This window comes from Pseudoalteromonas sp. APC 3893 (assembly GCF_030408095.1).
Taxonomy (GTDB): Bacteria; Pseudomonadota; Gammaproteobacteria; order Enterobacterales; family Alteromonadaceae; genus Pseudoalteromonas.
Genome location: NZ_JASDCD010000003.1, coordinates 58,052 through 79,226 on the forward strand (window position 1 = coordinate 58,052; position 21,175 = coordinate 79,226).

18 protein-coding genes and 1 tRNA gene are annotated in these 21,175 nt (G+C 40.9%); 5 read left to right on the plus strand and 14 right to left on the minus strand.

What is annotated here, in order from left to right; translation table 11 throughout:
- Positions 1-31: 31 nt before the first annotated feature.
- The 5 genes from infB to QMA12_RS06235 all read right to left on the minus strand — a co-directional run bounded on the left by infB (position 32) and on the right by QMA12_RS06235 (position 5,130).
- Entirely contained in the window at positions 32-2,689 is a 2,658-nt protein-coding gene (infB, locus tag QMA12_RS06215) for a translation initiation factor IF-2 (protein ID WP_290209588.1), read from the minus strand.
- Positions 2,690-2,714: 25 nt separating this feature from the next.
- Positions 2,715-4,214, minus strand: coding sequence for a transcription termination factor NusA (gene nusA / locus QMA12_RS06220; RefSeq protein WP_087530720.1), 1,500 nt, complete (start codon positions 4,212-4,214; stop codon positions 2,715-2,717).
- A gap of 38 nt (positions 4,215-4,252) precedes the next feature.
- Positions 4,253-4,708: a ribosome maturation factor RimP gene (rimP, locus tag QMA12_RS06225; protein WP_058561276.1), complete on the minus strand. Its 456-nt coding sequence runs from the start codon at positions 4,706-4,708 to the stop codon at positions 4,253-4,255.
- A 30-nt stretch (positions 4,709-4,738) separates the two neighbouring features.
- Positions 4,739-4,885, minus strand: a complete 147-nt coding sequence (locus QMA12_RS06230; protein WP_290209589.1) for a hypothetical protein — start codon at positions 4,883-4,885, stop codon at positions 4,739-4,741.
- A 168-nt stretch (positions 4,886-5,053) separates the two neighbouring features.
- Positions 5,054-5,130, minus strand: a tRNA-Met gene (locus QMA12_RS06235).
- A 402-nt stretch (positions 5,131-5,532) separates the two neighbouring features.
- Here QMA12_RS06235 and QMA12_RS06240 point away from each other — a divergent pair.
- Positions 5,533-5,997 (plus strand): globin, encoded by a 465-nt coding sequence (locus tag QMA12_RS06240; RefSeq protein WP_290209590.1) that lies wholly within the window; start codon positions 5,533-5,535, stop codon positions 5,995-5,997.
- A gap of 3 nt (positions 5,998-6,000) precedes the next feature.
- On the opposite strand, the gene QMA12_RS06245 is transcribed toward QMA12_RS06240, so the two are convergent.
- Positions 6,001-6,816 carry a hypothetical protein gene (locus tag QMA12_RS06245; RefSeq protein WP_290209591.1) on the minus strand — a complete coding sequence of 272 codons (816 nt, stop codon included), beginning with the start codon at positions 6,814-6,816 and terminating at the stop codon, positions 6,001-6,003.
- A gap of 112 nt (positions 6,817-6,928) precedes the next feature.
- Here QMA12_RS06245 and QMA12_RS06250 point away from each other — a divergent pair, with 112 nt between their 5' ends.
- Positions 6,929-8,482 (plus strand): cryptochrome/photolyase family protein, encoded by a 1,554-nt coding sequence (locus tag QMA12_RS06250; protein ID WP_290209592.1) that lies wholly within the window; start codon positions 6,929-6,931, stop codon positions 8,480-8,482.
- Positions 8,483-8,581: 99 nt separating this feature from the next.
- Here the strand turns inward: QMA12_RS06250 and QMA12_RS06255 are convergent, their stop codons facing one another.
- Both QMA12_RS06255 and QMA12_RS06260 read right to left on the minus strand, forming a co-directional pair.
- On the minus strand, positions 8,582-9,028 hold the full coding sequence (locus QMA12_RS06255) for an Hsp20 family protein (RefSeq protein WP_087530724.1): 447 nt from the start codon (positions 9,026-9,028) through the stop codon (positions 8,582-8,584).
- Positions 9,029-9,253: 225 nt separating this feature from the next.
- Positions 9,254-9,781, minus strand: coding sequence for a peroxiredoxin-like family protein (locus tag QMA12_RS06260; RefSeq protein ID WP_087530725.1), 528 nt, complete (start codon positions 9,779-9,781; stop codon positions 9,254-9,256).
- Between the two features lie 117 nt (positions 9,782-9,898).
- Here QMA12_RS06260 and QMA12_RS06265 point away from each other — a divergent pair, with 117 nt between their 5' ends.
- The 3 genes from QMA12_RS06265 (at position 9,899) to QMA12_RS06275 (ending at position 12,735) form a co-directional block, all read left to right on the plus strand.
- On the plus strand, positions 9,899-10,393 hold the full coding sequence (locus QMA12_RS06265) for a TlpA disulfide reductase family protein (protein ID WP_087530726.1): 495 nt from the start codon (positions 9,899-9,901) through the stop codon (positions 10,391-10,393).
- A 96-nt stretch (positions 10,394-10,489) separates the two neighbouring features.
- Entirely contained in the window at positions 10,490-10,753 is a 264-nt protein-coding gene (locus tag QMA12_RS06270; RefSeq protein WP_087530727.1) for a GrxA family glutaredoxin, read from the plus strand.
- Between the two features lie 161 nt (positions 10,754-10,914).
- Positions 10,915-12,735 (plus strand): DEAD/DEAH box helicase, encoded by a 1,821-nt coding sequence (locus tag QMA12_RS06275; protein ID WP_290209593.1) that lies wholly within the window; start codon positions 10,915-10,917, stop codon positions 12,733-12,735.
- A 237-nt stretch (positions 12,736-12,972) separates the two neighbouring features.
- Here the strand turns inward: QMA12_RS06275 and tnpA are convergent, their stop codons facing one another.
- The 6 genes from tnpA to QMA12_RS06305 all read right to left on the minus strand — a co-directional run bounded on the left by tnpA (position 12,973) and on the right by QMA12_RS06305 (position 21,008).
- Positions 12,973-13,407, minus strand: coding sequence for an IS200/IS605 family transposase (tnpA, locus tag QMA12_RS06280; protein WP_087532237.1), 435 nt, complete (start codon positions 13,405-13,407; stop codon positions 12,973-12,975).
- A 168-nt stretch (positions 13,408-13,575) separates the two neighbouring features.
- Entirely contained in the window at positions 13,576-16,827 is a 3,252-nt protein-coding gene (locus tag QMA12_RS06285; RefSeq protein WP_290209594.1) for a S41 family peptidase, read from the minus strand.
- A gap of 118 nt (positions 16,828-16,945) precedes the next feature.
- The gene (locus QMA12_RS06290; protein ID WP_290209595.1) at positions 16,946-17,458 is read right to left on the minus strand and encodes a hypothetical protein; all 513 of its coding nucleotides are present in this window, start codon (positions 17,456-17,458) and stop codon (positions 16,946-16,948) included.
- Between the two features lie 125 nt (positions 17,459-17,583).
- On the minus strand, positions 17,584-18,060 hold the full coding sequence (locus tag QMA12_RS06295) for an FKBP-type peptidyl-prolyl cis-trans isomerase (RefSeq protein WP_290209597.1): 477 nt from the start codon (positions 18,058-18,060) through the stop codon (positions 17,584-17,586).
- Entirely contained in the window at positions 18,057-20,477 is a 2,421-nt protein-coding gene (locus tag QMA12_RS06300) for an AAA family ATPase (protein WP_290209598.1), read from the minus strand. Before QMA12_RS06300 ends, QMA12_RS06295 begins: the two co-directional genes overlap by 4 nt.
- Positions 20,478-20,549: 72 nt before the next feature.
- Positions 20,550-21,008 (minus strand): hypothetical protein, encoded by a 459-nt coding sequence (locus tag QMA12_RS06305; protein ID WP_087530733.1) that lies wholly within the window; start codon positions 21,006-21,008, stop codon positions 20,550-20,552.
- Positions 21,009-21,175 lie beyond the last annotated feature (167 nt).

The following is a 21,175-nucleotide window of genomic DNA, read 5'->3' on the forward strand; positions in this document are numbered from 1 at the left end:
GCCCCCATTTATCATCTTAATATGCTAACAATTAAAGTGAACGTTGTACTTCAACTGTTTCGAATACTTCGATTTGGTCACCAACGCGAACGTCATTGTAGTTCTTAACGCCGATACCACATTCCATGCCATTACGAACATCTTGAACGTCGTCTTTAAAGCGACGAAGTGACTCAAGTTCACCTTCGTAAATAACCACGTTTTCACGTAATACACGAATTGGTGCGCTACGCTTAATAGTACCTTCAGTAACCATACAACCAGCAATTGCGCCAATTTTTGGAGACTTAAATACGTCACGTACTTCAGCAAGACCAATGATCTCTTGCTTAAACTCAGGAGCAAGCATACCAGACATGGCTTGCTTAACTTCTTCGATTAAGGCATAGATTACGCTGTAATAACGAAGGTCTAGGTTTTCAGTATCAATTACTTTACGCGCTGATGCATCAGCACGAACGTTGAAACCAACTACGATTGCGTTTGAAGCCGCAGCAAGTGTCGCATCAGTTTCTGTGATACCACCTACGCCAGAGCCAACAATCTTCACTTTTACTTCATCAGTAGAAAGCTTAGTTAGTGAATCTGAAATTGCTTCAATTGAACCTTGAACGTCAGCTTTAAGTACCACGTTAACTTCTGATACATCGCCTTCAGCCATGTTAGTAAACATGTTTTCAAGCTTCGCTTTTTGCTGACGAGCCAATTTAACATCACGGAATTTACCTTGACGATAAAGAGCAACTTCACGCGCTTTACGCTCATCTTTAACAACAGTCGCTTCATCACCTGCAGCTGGGATACCAGAAAGACCTAAAATCTCTACTGGGATAGATGGGCCAGCAGACTTAATGTCTTTACCGTTTTCATCTTTCATTGCACGTACACGGCCGTATTCTAAACCACATAGTACGATATCACCTTGGTTAAGCGTACCTGACTGAACAAGAATAGATGCAACCGGACCACGGCCTTTATCAAGACGTGATTCGATTACAACACCTGCTGCCATACCTTCACTTGGTGCAGATAGCTCAAGAAGCTCTGATTGCATAAGAACAGCTTCTAACAGCTCATCAATACCTAAGCCTGTTTTAGCTGAGATATGAACGTACTGCGTATCACCGCCCCAATCTTCAGGGATAACGTCTAGCTGTGCTAATTCGTTCTTAACGCGATCTGGATCTGCGCCTTCTTTATCCATTTTGTTTACAGCGATAATTAAAGGAACGCCAGCTGCACGAGCATGCTGTACTGCTTCTTTAGTTTGTGGCATTACACCATCATCTGCTGCAACCACTAGGATTACGATATCAGTCGCTTTTGCACCACGTGCACGCATTGATGTAAACGCGGCGTGTCCTGGTGTATCTAAGAACGTGATCATGTTGCCGTTAGTTTCAACGTGGTAAGCACCAATGTGCTGCGTGATACCACCGGCTTCGCCTGATGCAACTTTCGCTGAACGAATGTAATCAAGTGTTGATGTTTTACCATGGTCAACGTGACCCATTACAGTAACAACTGGTGCACGTGGCTCTGACTTACCATCTTCATGGCGGTCATTTAGCACTGTTTGCTCTAATTCGTTCTCTTTAACGATGATAACTTTGTGACCCATTTCTTCAGCAACAAGCTGTGCTGTTTCTTGGTCAATCACTTGGTTAATGGTAACCATGTCACCCATTTTCATCATTGTTTTAACAACTTCAGCGCCTTTAACTGCCATGCGTGATGCAAGCTCAGCAACTGTGATTGTTTCGCTAATACGCACTTCATTTTTAACGTCAGCAGTAGGTTTTTGGAAACCATGCTGTAACGACGTTGGTGCTTTTAGCTTGCCTTTACGGCCTTTAGCTGCAGCAAACTTATCTTTTGCTGGCGCCTTTTTCTTTTTCTTCGCACGGCGTGAACCCTGCTCATCACGCGCATCAGCAACATCTTCTGCTTCACGTGCGTAGGTAGAAGTCGTAAGATGGTGATCCGCAGTTTCTTCGCGTTTCTTACGTTCTTCTTCTTCTTTCTTCCAGCGCGCTGAATTCTCTTCAGCTAGCTTTCTTGCCTCTTCTGCTTGACGTTTCGCTTCTTCTTCAGCTTTCTTCAATGCGGCCTCTTCTGCTTCTTTTTGCAGACGCTCAGCTTCGATGCGATCTTTCTCAGACTTAGCACTTTGCTCAGGGGTCATCTGCTTCTGTTTTGCTACACGTTCAGCATCTGCTTTACGTTTAGCTTCCTCTTTTGCTTTACGATCAGCTTCTTCTTTAGCTTTACGTTCTGCATCTTGTTTCGCTTTAAGTTCAGCGGCTTCTTGAGCAGCTTTTTGCTCAGCTTCACGACGTGCTGCTTCTTCAGCGGCTATGCGTGCTTGCTCTTGCTCCTGCTCAATTGCACTCTTCTTAACATAAGTACGTGTTTTACGTACTTCTACTTGCACTGACTTTGCTTGACCTGTAGAGCCGGTCACACTTAATGTGCTTTTGCTCTTACGTTGCAACGTCATGCGAGCTGGGCCTTCAGAGCCCGTGCCACCATGTGACTTGCTTAAATGATCGAGTAACGTTGCTTTTTCTGCTTCAGTTACATTATCACCTGCTTTTTTGGTAATACCGGCTTGCGATAATTGTTGAAGTAATTTATCAACAGTTGTACCAATATCCCCGGCTAGTTTTTCAACATTTACTTCTGCCATAGTTTCTAATACCTCCGTTAATAAATTACTCGTCTGCGAACCAACAAATGTTACGCGCAGCCATAATCAGTTCACCTGCTTGTTCAGGTGACAGCTCAGTGATATCAACTAATTCGTCAATTCCCTGCTCTGCTAAATCTTCAAGCGTTACTACACCTTTACTTGCCATTACAAATGCAAGGTGACGCTCTAATCCTTCAAGTGCTAATAAGTCTTCAGCAGGCTCAGCACCTTCTAGGCTTTCTTCAGTTTTCAATGCTTTAGTTGTTAACGCATCTTTTGCACGAGAGCGTAACACATCAACTGTTTCTTCATCTAGGCCGTCTATTTCTAAAAACTCTGACGCTGGTACGTAGGCTACTTCTTCAAGCGTTGAGAAACCTTCGTTAATAAGCAATGTTGCAAAGTCGTCATCGATATCTAAGTTTTCAGTGAATAAGTTAATTAACTTATCAGATTCAGCTTCATTCTTCTGACGCATGTCTTCAACAGTCATAACGTTTAGTTCCCAACCAGTTAACTGGCTAGCAAGACGTACGTTTTGACCATTACGACCAATTGCTTGCGCTAGGTTATCTGCTTCAACAGCGATATCCATTGAATGCGTGTCTTCGTCCATTACGATAGACGCCACTTCTGCAGGTGACATTGCATTAATAACAAACTGTGCTGGGTTGTCATCGTAAAGTACGATATCAACACGCTCACCGCCCAACTCTGTTGAAACAGCTTGCACACGTGCGCCACGCATACCAACACACGCACCAACTGGGTCAATACGTTTGTCGTTAGATTTAACAGCGATTTTAGCACGAGAACCTGGATCACGCGCCGCTGCACGTAATTCAATCATCTCTTCGCCAATCTCTGGCACCTCAATGCGGAACAGTTCCATTAGCATTTCTGGCTTCGAACGCGTTACAAATAACTGCGCGCCACGTGCTTCTGGTTTTACTTCGTAAAGTAGACCACGGATACGGTCGCCTGGGCGGAAGTTTTCGCGTGGTAACATGTCGTCACGGTAAATAACCGCTTCTGCGTTGTTACCTAAGTCAAGCACGATTGCATCACGTGTTGCTTTTTTAACAACACCCGTTACAAGCTCGCCTTGCTGATCTTTGTATGCATCTACAACTAAAGCACGCTCAGCTTCACGTACTTTTTGTACGATTACTTGCTTAGCCATTTGTGTTGTAATACGGTCAAATTTGATTGACTCGATTTGCTCTTCAACAAAATCACCAAGCTGCAAGCTTTCATCTTCAACTTGCGCAGCTTCTAATGTAATTTCACTGTATGGGTTTTCTAGTGAACCATCTTCAAGTACTTCTGCAATTTGCCAGCGACGGAATGTGTCGTAGTCACCGGTTTTACGGTCAATTGCTACACGTACTTCGATTTCACCTGTGTGTTTTTTCTTGGTCGCAGTCGCTAATGCGAACTCTAACGCTTCGAAAATCTTTTCTTTTGGAACCGCTTTCTCATTGGAAACGGCTTCAGCAACCAATAATATCTCTTTTGCCATGGGTAATGCCTCGCTTGCCCTATTCCTTCGCACTCGAACTAAAACTTTGCGATGATGTTCGCACGTTCGATGTTACTAAGCATGATCATATGCTCAGCACCATCACTTGATAGTGTGATCATATCACTGCTAACTGATACTAAGTCGCCTTTAAAGTTACGACGACCATCTTGTGGAAGCTTAGTACGTACACGTACTTCCTCTCCTTGCGCCTTCTCGTAGTGATCTTGTTTGAATAATGGACGATCAACACCAGGAGACGATACTTCCAAATCATATTCATTTGTAATCGGGTCTTCGACATCTAAGATTGCGCTTATTTGACGACTTGCGTCAGCACAGTTATCAACCGAAATCCCCGCTTCATGGTCAATATAAACCCTAAGCGTAGAATGGCGACCAGCTTGTACAAACTCAAGACCATGTAGTTCAAAGCCTAACATTTCAACAGACGGTGAAAGCATGGTTAGTAAATCTTGCTCAAGTTTTGTCACGAAAATCCTCCATACAAACAAAAAAAGGGCTTATAGCCCTAAAATACTTAGCTTATTTTTTGGTAAAAAACCAAGTGGTGCAGATACAACAACGCCCCGAACCAAGCGGGGCGTCACACCTAAAGCATAAAACTGTGTGGCCATGGGCCAAGCTTGGCTGCGGGTAGCTAACGCCACCTAAATAAACCTAATAGCTTAAACGCAAAACGCGCATTACTTAGAATGCGCGACTTCAATTTGGTAACAATAAAATCGCTACTCAAAAGTTTGGTTTTAAAATATGACCTTATGTAGTAAAACAACATAACAATCTTAAAACATTCTAATGCTAACCAAATAAAAAATTGGTTGCGGGAGCCGGATTTGAACCGACGACCTTCGGGTTATGAGCCCGACGAGCTACCAGACTGCTCCATCCCGCGCCAACTGATATCAATATCGCTTTAAAAAGCTGTTTGATATCTATTTAGCAATTACAAAGTAAGCTAAACAATGGCGGCTATTATAAAGACTATTGACATAATTAGCAACCAAAAACCTGTAAAGAATTAGCCTCTTTTAAGGCCCTCTTAATAGTACAAAATAACGCCAATCTAGTTCCTACTCACCCTATTTAGCCCCCCAACAGATAAAGAAATTGAAAGACGAAACGAATGAGGTATTACCTAAAATGTAAAGATTTGTGAATATAAAATTAGTTTTTAAACAAGACGATATTTCCCAATACCAGCTCTAAGATGCGTTATTGCTGAAAAAACCTCAGCACTTTAAGAGTTACAAGCTATAATTAGCGAGGTTGAAACAGCCTAACTAGCGGGGGGATTATGAAATTTAATACAGAAATTAAAAAACAGTTACTGAGAAGTATTAATATAATCAAACCAAACTTTCATTGTTTTACATTTACTTTTCAGATGCAGCTAAAACGACAGCCACTGTTAATGCAATGTCCATCTAGTGAGGCATTGAATGAAAATAGTTATTTACTGTACTGTGCATTAGAGCGAACAATTATGCATATAGATAATTTACGTTCAGTGACACCGTTTATTCATCATCATGCAAATAATTTAAGTAAATTGGGAATAAGCCACCAAGACGTTACTTTATTGTGTAATGCATTTTTAGCAAGTTTGAAAATTCACTTAAAAGATTACATGACGCCAACACTTGAACAAAATTGGCGCCAAGCAATACGTATTTTTACTAATATAATAACAAGCTATTTGTTTAAAACCAGTAACGTGGTGTCACTAACTGACTACTCGCAAAAACAACTTAGCTCCTAATTGCTATTGTAGCTGCGCCATTTCATCATGAAGCCTGTCGATTTGGCGCTGCTCAATTTCAATTAAAGTATTATATTTTGAGGTCAAGGCCGTCATTTTCCTGGATAATGAATTATCATAAGTAGCATCAGCTAAATTACTCGGTTGATTTTTAGCCTCTGAATCTAGAGTATTTATTTGCTGATTCATTTGAGCTTGATAGGTATCAATTTTAGACTCTCTTTCTTCAACTTCACGCTTGATAGCTTGTCTACGAATGAATGAATCTATTTCTTTACTCTCTTCGCTTTGTTCAATAGTTGTATCAACCTGAGCTTGGCCTTGCTGTAATCGTAACTTTTCTTTTTGCAGCCTATCAATATCGCGTTGCTCCCGCTCAATCTGTAAATCGTACCTTTGTGTCACATTCACCATCTGGTTGGCAATAGCCGTTTCTTTTTGTGCGCCTGTTAGATTATGCAACTGAGCATCTGATTGATTTTTTAACCCACCTATCTCTTTATTCATTTTAGCCGTTAAAGTATCTATCTTGTCTTGATGTTGGTTAATATCTACATCAATCTGCTTAATACGAATATAACTATCAATCTGCGTGGTATCCATTTTTCCATTAGTCACAATTTCACTTGGCGCGCCTGGATTTTGTTCTTCCACAGTAATTTTTTTAGCGTCTTTACCGCACGGAAACTGACTGAACTCAACTACCCCTTCTTTCTCGCATTTGTACACATTGGCATTGGTATTAGTAGCGCCAAAAAGTGTAAAAGCAATGAGTGAGTAAATAGTTAAATGGTGGTTAAAACGTAATATATTTTTCACTGAAACACAGTCCTTTGTTTGAAACTGATCTAGATATAGCACGGTTAAAAATAATAATAAATCAGATCTAATCAACTAAGTATGGCGTATAATTTAAATTTGGTCAGATTATATGGCATACAAAACCTTACGATTTATTTTTGGTGATCAACTAAACCCCAGCCATAGTTGGTACAAAGAGCCGAATCAAGAACACGTTTTATACGTCATTGCTGAGCTAAAACAAGAAACAGACTATGTAAAACATCATATCCAAAAAATTACAGCGTTTTTTTGCGCCATGAAAAACTTTGCCTCGGCGTTACAGCAAGCTAATTTGAATGTTCTGCATTTGACCTTAGATGACACCCACAAATATACATCTTTAAGTGATTTACTTAAACACCTAGCAGATCAATATCAATGCACACAAATTCACTACCAATATCCTGACGAATACCGCTTAAAACAGCAAATGAATCAACTTCACTCTACCAGCAACATAAAAATCATAGGGTTCGACAGTGAACATTTTTTACTGCCCTTTGATGAAATTAAAACGCACTTTAAAAAAGATAAACATGTAAAAATGGAGTTTTTTTACCGCATGATGCGCAAGCGCTTTGATATATTAATGAACGGCGACTCCCCTCTCGGTGAACAGTGGAATTTTGATCAAGCTAACCGTAACAAACTCAAAAAAGCTGATTTAGCTCAAATACCAAAAGCAAAAACGTTCCGCAATCCAGTTGGTACAACTATCAAACGAATTGAAGCCCATAATATTAATACCTTCGGCCATTGCCCTGAAAACCTGCTTTGGCCGACAAGCCGTAGTCAGGCCAAGCAATTATTGGCATATTTTTGCGAACATTTATTGCCATCTTTTGGTCAATTCCAAGACTCCATGACTTGTCAGAGTACAGAACAATGGAGTTTGTATCATAGCCGAATATCATTTGCGCTTAACACTAAAATGCTCCACCCGATGCAAGTCATAAACCTAGTGCTTAAAGAATTTGAATCGCGTCCCGATGATATCAACCTTGCACAAGTTGAAGGATTCATTCGGCAAGTCCTAGGGTGGCGTGAGTATGTACGTGGTATTTACTGGCAAAACATGCCCGACTACGCATCTAAAAACGAATTAAACGCTAGCCGCTCTTTGCCTGATTATTTCTGGTATGGAAACACCAATATGAATTGTATGAAACATGCAATTAACCAAAGTTTAGATACCGCATATGCCCATCATATTCAGCGTTTGATGATAACCGGTAATTTTTGTTTATTAACTGAGATGGACCCAGCCCAAGTAGATAGTTGGTATTTGGGCATTTATATAGACGCTATTGAATGGGTGGAAATGCCTAATACCCGAGGTATGAGTCAGTTTGCCGATGGAGGCCTTATTGCAACTAAACCGTATGCGGCCAGTGGTAATTACATAAATAAAATGAGCGATTACTGCAAGGACTGTCATTATAACGTAAAAGAAAAAACTGAAGATTCTGCATGTCCATTCAACAGCTTGTATTGGCACTTTATGAATAAGCATGAAGAACGATTATCTCGAAACCCGCGTATCGGTATGGTGTATAAAAATTGGCAGAAGCAAGCTCCAGAACAACGCCAAGCCACCTTAGACAGAGCTAAATGGTGTTTAGATAATATTGAAAGCTTATAGCCAATATCTATTACTGAACCAGTAACAAAAAAACCGCCTCAAATGAGGCGGCTACTAAAAATAACAAGTCAATTAGGGGAAATAATGTTTAAGGGTTGGTTATTTCCCTTCTAGCAAGTTACCACTGCCAATTTCAATTTTGCGTGGCTTTAATGCTTCTGGTATTTCGCGTTCAAGGTCGATACTCAGTAAGCCGTTAGCTAAATCTGCGCCAAGTACTTTAACATGGTCGCCTAACTGAAATTTCCGCTCAAAGTTACGTTCGGCAATACCTTGATGAATAAATTTACGCTCATCAGATTCACCTTTATCGGCTTTTATACCAGCAACTTTTAAGGTGTTATTTTCTGACTCAATGGTCAGCTCATTGTCACTAAAACCGGCTACAGCCATAGTGATACGGTATTTGTCTTTATCAAGCGCTTCGATATTGTATGGAGGAAAACTCGGCTGCTTGTCTGTGCGAGCCGCGGCATCCATTAAAGATGCTAAATGATCGAAACCAATGAATGAACGATAAAGTGGTGATAAGTCTACTGTACGCATAATAATATCCTCATATTTAAGCGATATATTGCATGTGCTTTTCTGTCGAACAAGCGCAGGCAAAGTTAAATTAATAATATAAATTTCAATTACTTCTGTTTAATTTGGGACCCATCAGGCGTCCTCACTAAACTATATATGGACGGTAAAAATGTTTTCAAGTAAATAAATAAAAAAAGTTTAAAAATAATCATGAGGCATGCTTAAACATGCCTCATGCGCTAGTTATGACGCAAATGTGCCACGAATTGGATAGTCGTTTTCGCGGATGAATTTAATACCAGAAAGCAGCGCACTCAAATCAGGACGTGAGAATGGTGCATTCGACTTATCTAAAATCTGAATTTGATTTTTTTCATTAAGTACAAATATTGCGGGCTCTGAAAATGGGTGATCGGTCTCATTTTCATTACGCGGCTCACTAATATAAACGCCTAAATCTGTCATTTGCTCAAGTGTTAAGCCAGAATAAAGCGGGAAATTAACCTCTAAGTCCTGCAAATGTCCGCTCAGCTGCTCTTGGCTATCAGCACTGACGGCGGCAATCTCGATACCAGCCTGAGTGTAGTCATCTTTTATAGATGCCAAAGCGTTTAATTGCTTAGTACATAACGGGCAATGCTTACCACGATAAATAACTATCATCTTCCAAGGAAGCTCAGTTTGTCGCTCAGTTAAATCAACAGATTTGCCATCAATATCATTTGCCGTCAATGTAGGCATTATGTTTGCTGGTGCTGTAGAGTTGTTCATAATCATGATCTCCTTTGTAAAGTATAAATCTAAACATCTTCATGGTTTCCATTAATAGAGCTTAGGGTTAAACTTCATAATTCAACCACGAAAATGTAACTCAGTTTGGAGATATGCTTGAAGCTCATTCGCAGTACACTGATAAACATAGTTTTAGCAGCAATAATCTTTTTTCTGGTTAGCGCATTCCAAGAGCGTAATTTACTAAAAGCAGATAATAGCCCCGCGCCCTACTTTAGTTTGGCATTGCTCAATAACATCGATAACCGTGTGAGTATCGCTGAACTTAAAGGCAAAACAACTGTTATTTACTTTTTCGCGCCCTGGTGCACGGTTTGTAAATACAGCATGCCAAATTTAGAAGCTGCAATTAAAGGCCGTGACATTAATGCAATTGGTATTGCACTTGATTATAAAAGTACAACGCAAGTAGAAGAGTTTGTCAGTGATTTAGCGCTGACAATGCCAATATTGCTTGGCAATGATCAGACTCAAGCTAACTATAAAGTATCCGCTTTTCCTACCTATTATATTATCAATGAACAACTGCAGATTAGTGCCAGCTCTATGGGTTACTCCAGCCAATTAGGGATTAGATTAAGAACGTTGTAGTGTAATCATTTAAATAGAATCAACTAATCGTTTTTTTACACTGTTTATTTTGCTCTAGTTAGATAAGATAGACGAAACCAAATCGAGGAGAGCGATATGTTAACTGTAATTTTTGGCCGTGAAGGCTGCCCATTTTGTGTTCGTGCAAAAGACGTTGCACAAAAACTAGCTGATGAACGTGATGACTTTAAATTCCGTTATATTGATATTATCAAAGAAGGCATTAGCAAAGCGGATCTAGAACAGTCAGCTGGTAAGCCGTGCCCGACAGTTCCACAAATATTTGTTGATCAAGAACACATCGGCGGATTCACTGAATTTGAAGCTTACGCAAAAGAAAATCTTGGCTTATACAAATAAGTATTGCGCTATCATTATTAACCAGCTTAATTTGAACAAATATTAAGCTGGTTAAATTTCAATCAACATCAAGCACATACAAATTAGTTGTAATTTATACAAGCAATTGCCTCGTATTTCCTATACAATGCGCGCCTCTTTAAATTCGTTGAGGCGTATTAATGTCAGAACCAGTCACGTTTGAATCTCTAAATCTTTCTCCTGCAATTTTAAAAGCAGTTGAAGAGTTGGGTTACAAGACACCATCTGAAATCCAAGCTCAATGTATACCGTTATTGCTAGAAAGAAAGGACGTACTGGGACTAGCACAAACGGGTACAGGTAAAACAGCAGCATTTGCACTGCCATTACTAAACAATATTGACCCGTCTGTGAAACAGCCACAGATCCTTGTACTCACACCAACACGTGAGCTTGCGATCCAAGTTGCTGAGGCATTTGAACAATATGCAAAACACACTCGTGGTGTAGAAGTATTGGCACTTTATGGTGGCCAGAGCTACAGCATCCAATTAAGTGCACTTCGTCGTGGCGCGCAAATCATTGTCGCTACACCGGGTCGCTTAATCGATCACATTAACCGCGGTACAATCAAGTTTGATGCTTTACAAGCACTTGTACTTGATGAAGCCGATGAAATGTTACGTATGGGCTTTATCGATGATGTTGAAAACATCATGGAAAAAACGCCGCGTGAAAAGCAAACATGTCTTTTCTCTGCGACTATGCCTAAGCAAATTCAAAACATCAGTAGCAAATATATGAATAACCCTGAACAGGTTCATATTTCTGCACGTAACTCGACTGTATCTTCAGTTGAGCAAGTATTTTGGAATGCTCACGTACATAAGAACAAAGCTATCGTTCGCTTCTTAGAAGCTGAACAATACGAAGGTGCTATCGTTTTCGTACGTACACGTAATGACACGGTTCAACTTGCTGAATTATTAGAGCGCGAAGGTTTCTCTGCAGCTCCTCTTAATGGTGATATGAACCAGCAAGCGCGTGAACGTACTGTTGATCGCTTAAAAAGCGGCATGCTAAACGTTGTTATTGCAACAGACGTAGCAGCCCGTGGTCTAGATGTTGACCGCTTAAGCTTAGTTATCAACTACGATATTCCACAAGACTCAGAAGCCTACGTTCACCGTATCGGCCGTACAGGTCGTGCTGGTCGTACTGGTAAAGCAATTTTATTCGTTAAGCATAACGAGCGTTATTTACTTAAAAATATCATTCGTCATACTAAATCTGAAATTGCCCAAGTTGAACTACCAACAGCTAAAGTTGTTGAAGAAAAACGTATCAATGCATTACAAGAAAAGCTTACCCTTGCTCTTGAAAATAAAGATATCACTTTCTTCAATGAAGTTGCTGCTAACATGGCACAAAAACTTGACCTTGCTCCTGAAGACTTAGCGGGTGCATTACTGTGTTTAGCACAGCAACAATCGCCAATCAAAGTTGAAGAAGTTAAGATTCAACCACGTGAGCGCAATGAGCGTAACCCACGCAATGAACGTGGTGACCGTGGTCGTCGTAACGAACGTGGTGGTGAGCGCGCTGAGCGTAAACCTCGCGAGCGTAATAGCCGTGATGCAGGCCCTATGGATACTTACCGTATCGAAGTAGGTCGTGAACATGGTGTTCAAGTTAAGAACATTGTGGGTGCAATCGCTAACGAAGCTGATATCTCAAGCAAGTTTATTGGTGACATTCGTCTTCACGACAGTCACAGTACGGTACAATTACCGCAAAACATGCCTAAAGATGTACTTGATCACTTCCAAAAGGTGTTTATTTGTAAACGCCCAATGGGTATGACATTGACTCAAGATCAAGGCCCATCTGAGTCACGTGGCGAACGCTCTGAGCGCCCTAGCGGTGACAGAAAGCGTAACTTTAACAAAGACAACCAACGCGGTGATAAGCGTGGCGGTCCTCGTAAAGAACGTCGTCCAGTGAGCTTTACTTCTAACTAAACCTACCGTTTAGATTGAAAGTTAAAAACCTCGTCATGTAAATGCCGAGGTTTTTTTGTGTTTGGAGTAAAGAGCGAGTTGGCGAGTTGGCGAGTTGGCGAGTTGGCGAGTTGGCGAGAGTAAAGCTACTAGAGGTTAAGTTTGCAAGCATTACTGCGAATCTAAGGGTTATAAATGTAAAAGATCCACCTTCTAAAGAAGGTGGCTTTGAATTAGCCCCCTAAAAGGGGGCGTTGTTTACTCCAGTGTTAACTGAGCTTGCTCTTGCCTCTCTTCTTTCTGCTGATGCCTGACATATCTTCGTATTACTTCTTCATTTATGCCAACCGTGTCAACAAAATACCCTCGCTGCCAAAAATGATTACCCCATAACTTATTCTTTCTTAAATACGGATATTTACTAAACATTTTTAACGCTATTTTACCTTTCAATGCTCCCATTAATTTTGAAATTGACAGCTTTGGTGGCACTTTTACTACTAAGTGTACGTGATCTATTTGTACATTCAGCTCAACAACTTTGCATCCAAGCTGTTCACAATAGACCTGAATGCATCTGTATACATCCCTGCCTACTTTGTTTTTAAGGATCCTAAATCTATATTTCGGTGTCCAAACTATATGATATTGACATCGCCAATACACATGCGATGCTTTCTCGTATCTACTCATGTTTTTTCCTTTTGTGACTTCGCTAAAAATCAACTTAGGAATTAACATGAGTACTTTTTACAGGCAAAGCCTATTTGATGATAACCACCTACTGAAGTAGGTGGTTTAGGGGCTGAAAATAAAAAAGCCCGCAATTGCGGGCTCAGTTGTAACAACTTACGATTATAACTATTTACCAAACTCAGAAGGTGCAGCAGGCACTGTTAGCGGCTTTTTCGGGTTCGCTTTAAGCTCTTTTAGCAGCTCTTTCACAGCACGCTCTATCGATGGGTCCTGCCCTGCTTGAATAAGCTCAGGGCGGTCAATCACTTCGATATCAGGGCTTACGCCTTCATCTTCAATTATCCAATTACCATCGTTATCAAGTATTCTGAAGGTCGCTGCAATCACAGAGCCTCCATCAACAAGGCCTGGGTTACCTGAAATACCGATTAACCCACCCCATGTACGAGTACCAATTAACTTACCTAAACCCGCTTGGCGAAAGTAATACGGTAGCGCGTCGCCACCAGAACTTGAGTAGCCATTAATTAACATGGCTTTAGGTCCATCATGGGCAAACTGGGGGGTTTTGGTAGGTTCAACACCACGACGTTTCCAATAATTAAGTGGCTTACGCGCAAGCCAAGTGATCATATGCTCAGGAATAAAGCCACCGCCGTTATAACGGTCGTCGATTATCATGGCTTCTTTAGTGGTTTGCGGTAAAAAGTTTTTGAATAACGAACGATTTCCCTCGTAATGAGTATTTGGTAAGTGTACGTAACCAATACGACCATTTGAGAGTTTATCTACGTAATCAGCACGCGATTGTGCCCATTGTAAGTAACGTAAACCGGTTTCACTGGCGGTTGGTTTAACGGTTACTTTCCAGCTTTTTGTCAAGCTAGGTGATTTACTCAGTAATAGTTCTACAGGCTTTCCTTGGGTGTTCTCAAGTAGCTCATAAAAGTTAACCACGCCTTTTACCGACCGGCCATTCACTGCAACAATATAATCACCCACACTTGCATTAATACCGGTTTCGTTAAGTGGAGAGCGGAAGTTCTCGTGCCAGTTCTCACCTTTAAAGATGTTCTCAATTTTCACGAAGCCTGATTTATGAGCGCTAATTTCTGCACCGAGTAAGCCATGCTGTAAGCGTTCAGAGCGGGGCATATCACCTGAATTTACATAAATGTGGCCGGAGTTTATCTCCCCTGCTATTTCACTTAGTACATAATCAAGATCTGCTCGGTGTGCGACAGCATCAGCCATAGGTTGGTAGCGTTTTAAAATAGCGTCCCAATCTTGTCCATGGTGGTTTTCATCATAAAACCAATCACGCAGAGTACGCCAACCTTCGCGGTACATTTGTGCCCACTCAGTCTGTGGATCAATTTTTAATACCATGTCTTCAAGGTTTAGCTCTGAAGCTTTTAAATCTTGTTTAGCTGCGGGCTTAATAACACTAAACTTATCCCCTGCACGGGCAATAATATGCTCACCATTTGCTGACACTTTATAACTGCTGACGCCAGCGGCTACAGTTGCAACCTCGCCATCAACCGCATGTGGAATTAACTTAAGCTCACCACCAGTGAGTGTTAATACGCCCTCTTTTACGCCTACTAAGGCGTTATAGTTTCCTGCTGGCGCATTAAGTGCTACAACGCGCTCCATAAAGCCCTTACTTTCAAACTCTGTATTGGCTTTTTTTGCTGACTCTTTGTCGTCTTTTTTCGCTTTAGCGTCAACAATACTGATTTCATCTGTCAGTGGCGTATTTAGTGGTTTAATTTTATTATTTACTGCAACCGAATATAAACGGGTTGCATTGTTAAACATGTAATCAAACTCATAGCTACTAAAGGTTAAATTAAAATCACGCTCTGAGGTAAAATACAGATGCTGACCATCCGGCGAAAACGCTGGATTTCTTTCGCTGCTCATATCATCGGTTAAACGTGTCACGTCTTTGTCGTTAATATTGTAATGCCACAATGATGCATAACGGTTTTCGTTATTCTTAACAAATACGATATCTTCACTATTTGGTGACCAGATATACGAAGTTAAACTGTCTTCATTAAATTTTGCAGTATCAATTTTACGCTGCTTGCCGGTTTTTATATCAAGCCACCAAAGCGTATGATTTTGATCAGCAAACAATAGCTTCTTACTGTCTGGCGACCAGAGAGGATCAAAGCGCCAGATACTGCCATTACTGGTCAACTGTTTTATTTTATTGTTGTTTGCTCTATCTTGCAGGTAAATCTCATATTCGCCGCTTTCATCACTCATATAAGTAATATAACGGCCATTAGGAGACCACGACGCAGCAATTTCCCGCCCTTTTGGTGTGTGCGTTAAATTGCGGGTTGGTCCATGTTTAACGGGCACTGAAAAAACGTCACCTCGGGCACTAAATACCACGCGTTTACCGTCATGTGATACGTCCATTGAATCAATAAAGTTACTCACGTTTTTAGTATAAGGCATGGTGTATTCTCGGTTGCCTTGCACATTGATTGTAAGCTTTTCATTGCGCCCTGTCGCATCATCAAAGCGATACAAATAACCGCCATTTTCATACACGATAGCTTGTGGCCCTGCTGATGGCCAAAGTACGTCAAAGTTTTTATGGTTGGTGACTTTTTGTGGCGCTTTGCCTTCTTGATGCTTATAGAGGTTTAAGGTGTAATCCCTATCTGAGACATAATAAATATTATTATTCACCCAGGTTGGTTGCTGATCAGTCGCTCTATTGGTGGTTAGCCGCTGAGATTTATTGTTCTCTAAATCATACACCCAAACATCTTGAGCACGGCCACCACGGGTGCGCTTCCATGTACGAAACTCACGGTCTATTGGTGTATAAACGTATTTTTTACCATCTGGCGATAACATACCGCCGCCTGATTCTGGGATTGCTAACGGTTGTTCTAGCCCGCCATCAGCTGGCACCATATAAGGCCTGCCAACACGCTTACCAAACGGTGTGCGGTTAGCTCTGAACACGATATGCTTACCGTCAGGTGTCCAGTCAAGCACTCTGTAGTCAAATCCTCCACGCGGTGGCATAACGCCTACATCATTATAATAAGTTAATTGCTTTAGCTGCGAACCGTCACGGTTCATCACATATACTTGACGACTGCCGTTGTATTGCGCTGAAAACGCGATACGCTTACCGTCAGGCGAAAACTTCGGAAACGTTTCAAAGCCAACATGATCCGTTAAGCGTGTGCTTTTGCCCGTTTTTGTATTAGCGATGTAGATATCGCCCGCATAGACAAAAGTGACCGATTCTTTATGAATGTCGGGAAAGCGTAATAAACGCGTATCTTGCGTTTCATAGGCGAGCGCGACAGATGAGATTGCAGGCGTAACTGCAACAGCGATTGCCGTTAATAAAGTACGTAGTTTCAACGTGACCATCCTTCTATGCTCAACTAATGAGCTGTTGTTATTTTATATCATAATAACAACTTAAAGATGGATTGCAGCTTTGTTCGACGAAATACTGTAACAGAGTGTAAATGTCGTTACGCTCGCTTTAAAAATTATACTCTTCGTTATCTCGCTGTTTCAGCTCAGTGATTACCATATCGATCATCTGTTGCTTAACTTGTGCTTGTTTAGATTGCAGTTCATTGAGCTGCTTGAGCAAAATATCAACTTGCTCTTGTTGTTGAGAATCACGATATCGTTTAACGCCGGTGTGCTCAGACTGCATTGTTAGGCTTTGGCTTTTATTACTGCTTTGCGAGACTTGGTTGTGACTTTTAAGCTGTAACTGGCGCTGGATAGGGTCTTGATTGAGTTTACTAATTTGCTCTTGCAGCACATTAATCTTGCGCTCTAAATCATCGTAAACTTTTTCTAAGTTCTCATAATGACCTGCAAAGCTGGCATCTTCGTCACTGAATTGTTGCGCTTTGGCATCTAAAAACTCAGATAAAACATACTCAGGCTGATCATCCTTGGATTGCTTTTGCTCCAACCGCTTGTCGCTATTAGTTTGAAAGCCCTCAGTTTTAGGTAAGTTTATTACGGGTGATATCTTCATTATTTCATCCTGAAATGGTCCTAATAAAGGTATCGGCATTAAATAACAAAACTTTAAGATAACTACTTTGCCACTAAGCAATAAAATTAAAGGCAATGATTTAAATCGCCGCCTTTAAAAACCCGTTAAGATTCTATTTTCAGCAACTCTACTTCAAATATAAGCAATGACGCGGGTGGAATGCTCCCCACTCGCTTTTCGCCATACGCAAGCTGATGCGGAATATAAAAAGTGTATTTATCGCCTTCGCTCATCAATTGTAAGCCTTCGGTCCAGCCTTTAATTACTTGATGCAGACCAAAACTAATGGGGGTTTTTCGCTCAACAGAGCTGTCAAAAACACTGCCATCAAGCAAAGTACCGTGATAGTGAACGTTCACCATGCTTGTAGGATTTGGTTTTACATCAGAGCCACTGCTGTGCTCAATTCTATATTGTAGCCCTGAAGCGGTCTCTGTTATGCCTTCAACTTTACTGTTGGTGGCTAAAAAATCACTACTAAGCTGCGCATTCGCAAGGGCTTGCTGCTTCGCTTTTTTACTATTTTGAAAGATTAAATAGCAAAATATAGCGATAATTATCACTAAAATAATATTAATCATGACTCTTCACCCTGTTGTTCTTTTTCATCTTCATCACTATCACCATTTACGATACCGGCGATATTATTTAATCGTGCTAAGGCAATGCCATTTACTGAATCTTCAGGGTAATGACCATCAACCAGCTCACCGGCGTCTATATCCATTAACGCGTTAAGAGCTTGATCTACCGTTTCAACGGCATAAATGTGGAACTTACCTAGCTCGACCGCTGCAAGTATTTCGTCATCGAGTACTAAATTAACTTGGTTAGATTTGGGCACAATTACGCCTTGCTGACCGGTTAAACCGCGCATTTTACACAGTTTGAAAAAGCCTTCTATTTTCTCATTTACGCCACCAATGGCTTGTACATCACCATGTTGGTTTATTGAGCCTGTCAGCGCAATTGACTGGCTAATTGGTAAATTAGTAATAGCCGAAATCAGTGCACATAGCTCAGCTAGTGACGCGCTATCTCCATCTATGTAGCCATAGCTTTGCTCGATAGCAATATTCGCACTGAGCGTTAAACTAAATTGCTGAGCGTATTTATTACCCAAGTAACCCGTAAGTAACATCACACCTTTAGAGTGAATTGCTTTACCGAGCTCAGCTTCACGCTCTACGTCAATCACGCCATCAGCACCTGCGTACACTGTGGCAGTAATACGTGCAGGCGTACCAAACGATGTATCGCCAATGTGCAACACGGTTAAGCCATTCACTTTACCAACGGCTTGGCCGTCAGTGGCGATTAAGGTGTGCCCTTCTTTAATATCGCTGAGCATGTTTTCGCTAATTTGCCCTGTGCGGTACTGTTTCCCCTCAATCGCTTCATCAATATGGTGAGCGTCAATTAAGCTTAAATTATCTTGTTTGGTGTAAAAACTTGCCTCTGCTACCAGCTCTAGTACATCAGCAAAACGCGCTGATAGTTTATTGTGGTGCTCAGCTTGGCGATAACTAAATTTAAGTAGCCGTGCCATAGCAGATTCAGTCAAGCTGCATTTAAGCGTATTTTGGCAGTACTCAGTTACTTTAGTAATAAACTGATATTGCAGTTTATCGCTACTAGGTAGGTAGTAATCAAAATCTGCCAGTACTCTAAATAGTTCAGCAAACTCTTCATCATACTCACCAATGGTGTAGTACAAATCACGCGAACCTAACAAAATAATTTTCACGTCAAGGGGTATCAACTGCGGACGAAGTGTAAAGCTGCTGCCTACTGCACTGTCTTGATACGGTAAATCATTTTTGATTTGATGAGTCTTTAGTGACAGCTTTAGTCCATCCCACACTTGTGGGTTTGCCATCACTTTTTCGGCGTCCATAATCAAGTAACCGCCATTAGCACGGTGAAGTGCCCCGGGCTGGATTGACCGATAGCTAGTGATCAATGAGCCTTGCGACGCGGCATACTCTATTTTGCCAAAAATATTGCCAAACGTTGGGTTGGGCTCATAGACGACCGGTGCGGCATCACCTTCTTTAAATTCTACTAAGATATTGGGCGCAAAAAAGTCGGTCAACATACCTTTGCTATCAAAATCTTCTTTGTTTTCGTCGCTTACATCTTCGTCATCTAGCCACTCAAGAACTGCATCAATAATTTCAACTCGAATATCTTTTAAATAACGTAGTACACCAATATGGGCGGCATACTTATGTTCTAGATCTTTTAACAGCGGTTTAGTCGCAAGCTCTGCGGTGGATTTTTTTAAATTACGTAGTTTTTCTGAGGACTCACGCTTCCAACGTGGTAATTCAATTAACGCTTCAATCAAAGCATCTTCGAGTTTTTCGATAACCTCATAAAATTGCTCGCGTAAGTCATCATCAAGAGCTGCAAACTCAGCATCACTTAATTGTTTACCATCAATTAATGGCGCAAAGCCAACAACGCTTTTTTCTTCAATCAAAGCAACGCTTTGTTCAAGTGCAGCAATTTCAACTTCGGTGATTGCAGCGTCATAAGCGTCATTAAATTCACGGTCTATTTTTTTCTTTTTGCGCTGATAAGCAGGGTTATCAAATGCTGCTGGAAAGGTGTCGAGTACCTCGTCGATAAACGAGTCGATATCATCGGCCAATTGCTTGCTTTGCCCTGCTTGTAAAAATAGTGCGATTGGCTCACGGTGATCGTCGTAATTATTAACGTACAACCACTCGTTTGGCGTCGGCCGACCTTTACTGTGTGCCTCTAATTTGTCTTTTACTAAAGTAAAACGACCATGCGCAGCTTCACCCATAACATAAACATTATAACCAGGTAGTTCCATGCCTAATGAGAAGTCCAGCGCGCTTTGTGCGCGCTGTTGACCAATAAAAGTCAGTGTTTCAGGGTAAGGGTTACTCATGCAAGTTTGCACGTGATTGAGTGAAATCGTCGGCGCAAGGGCAGACACAGGTAATGGCAGCAATTTTTTCGTCATTCTAACTTCTTTTTGTATCAGCTAATTGGCTGATTTATTTAAATGCGCTCAACATATCTGTTGTGCACTATTTTACGGTTGTAATGCTCGGCGGGTAAAGTAGATGCCGTTACATTCTGAACAAGCTCTAATTTGCGCGGCATGATAAATATCATAACTATGGCTGCAATTCTTACACACTAATGTGCCCATGGCTATCCATTCACCTTGGTGATAAACACCATTGTGTTTAAAATCTTGATTTAATGCGTGCCATTCTAACTGGGTTTTATCTTCTATATGTGACAATTCAAACCACAAAGACTCTTTAAGCTCTTGCCATGCAAGAGAATCGTAATGTTTATCATGCTCTTGAATATGCTCAATATCACGCTTTAAATAGTTGCGATATAATTCCAGTTTTTCTTGGCCAAGGCTTTTTAGCGCTTGCTCAGATTCCACAAATTTGTCCATTGCATCTTTAAGCTCGTGATCTTTTACATCTTTAAGCCAGTCAGTTAAATCGGTTAACCAAGTTTTATAATCAGCCATTTTATACTCCTTCAAAACTGCGTTAAATCAAGTAATCAACATACTTGAGTATAGGTTAACCTGCCCTGAAAACTAATTTAGTAGTGAAATTATAAAATCCGTTTATTTGCTGCTGTGATTAGCGTTTATTTTGGGTTATCCTATTTAACAATTTTTTATTAGTTTGC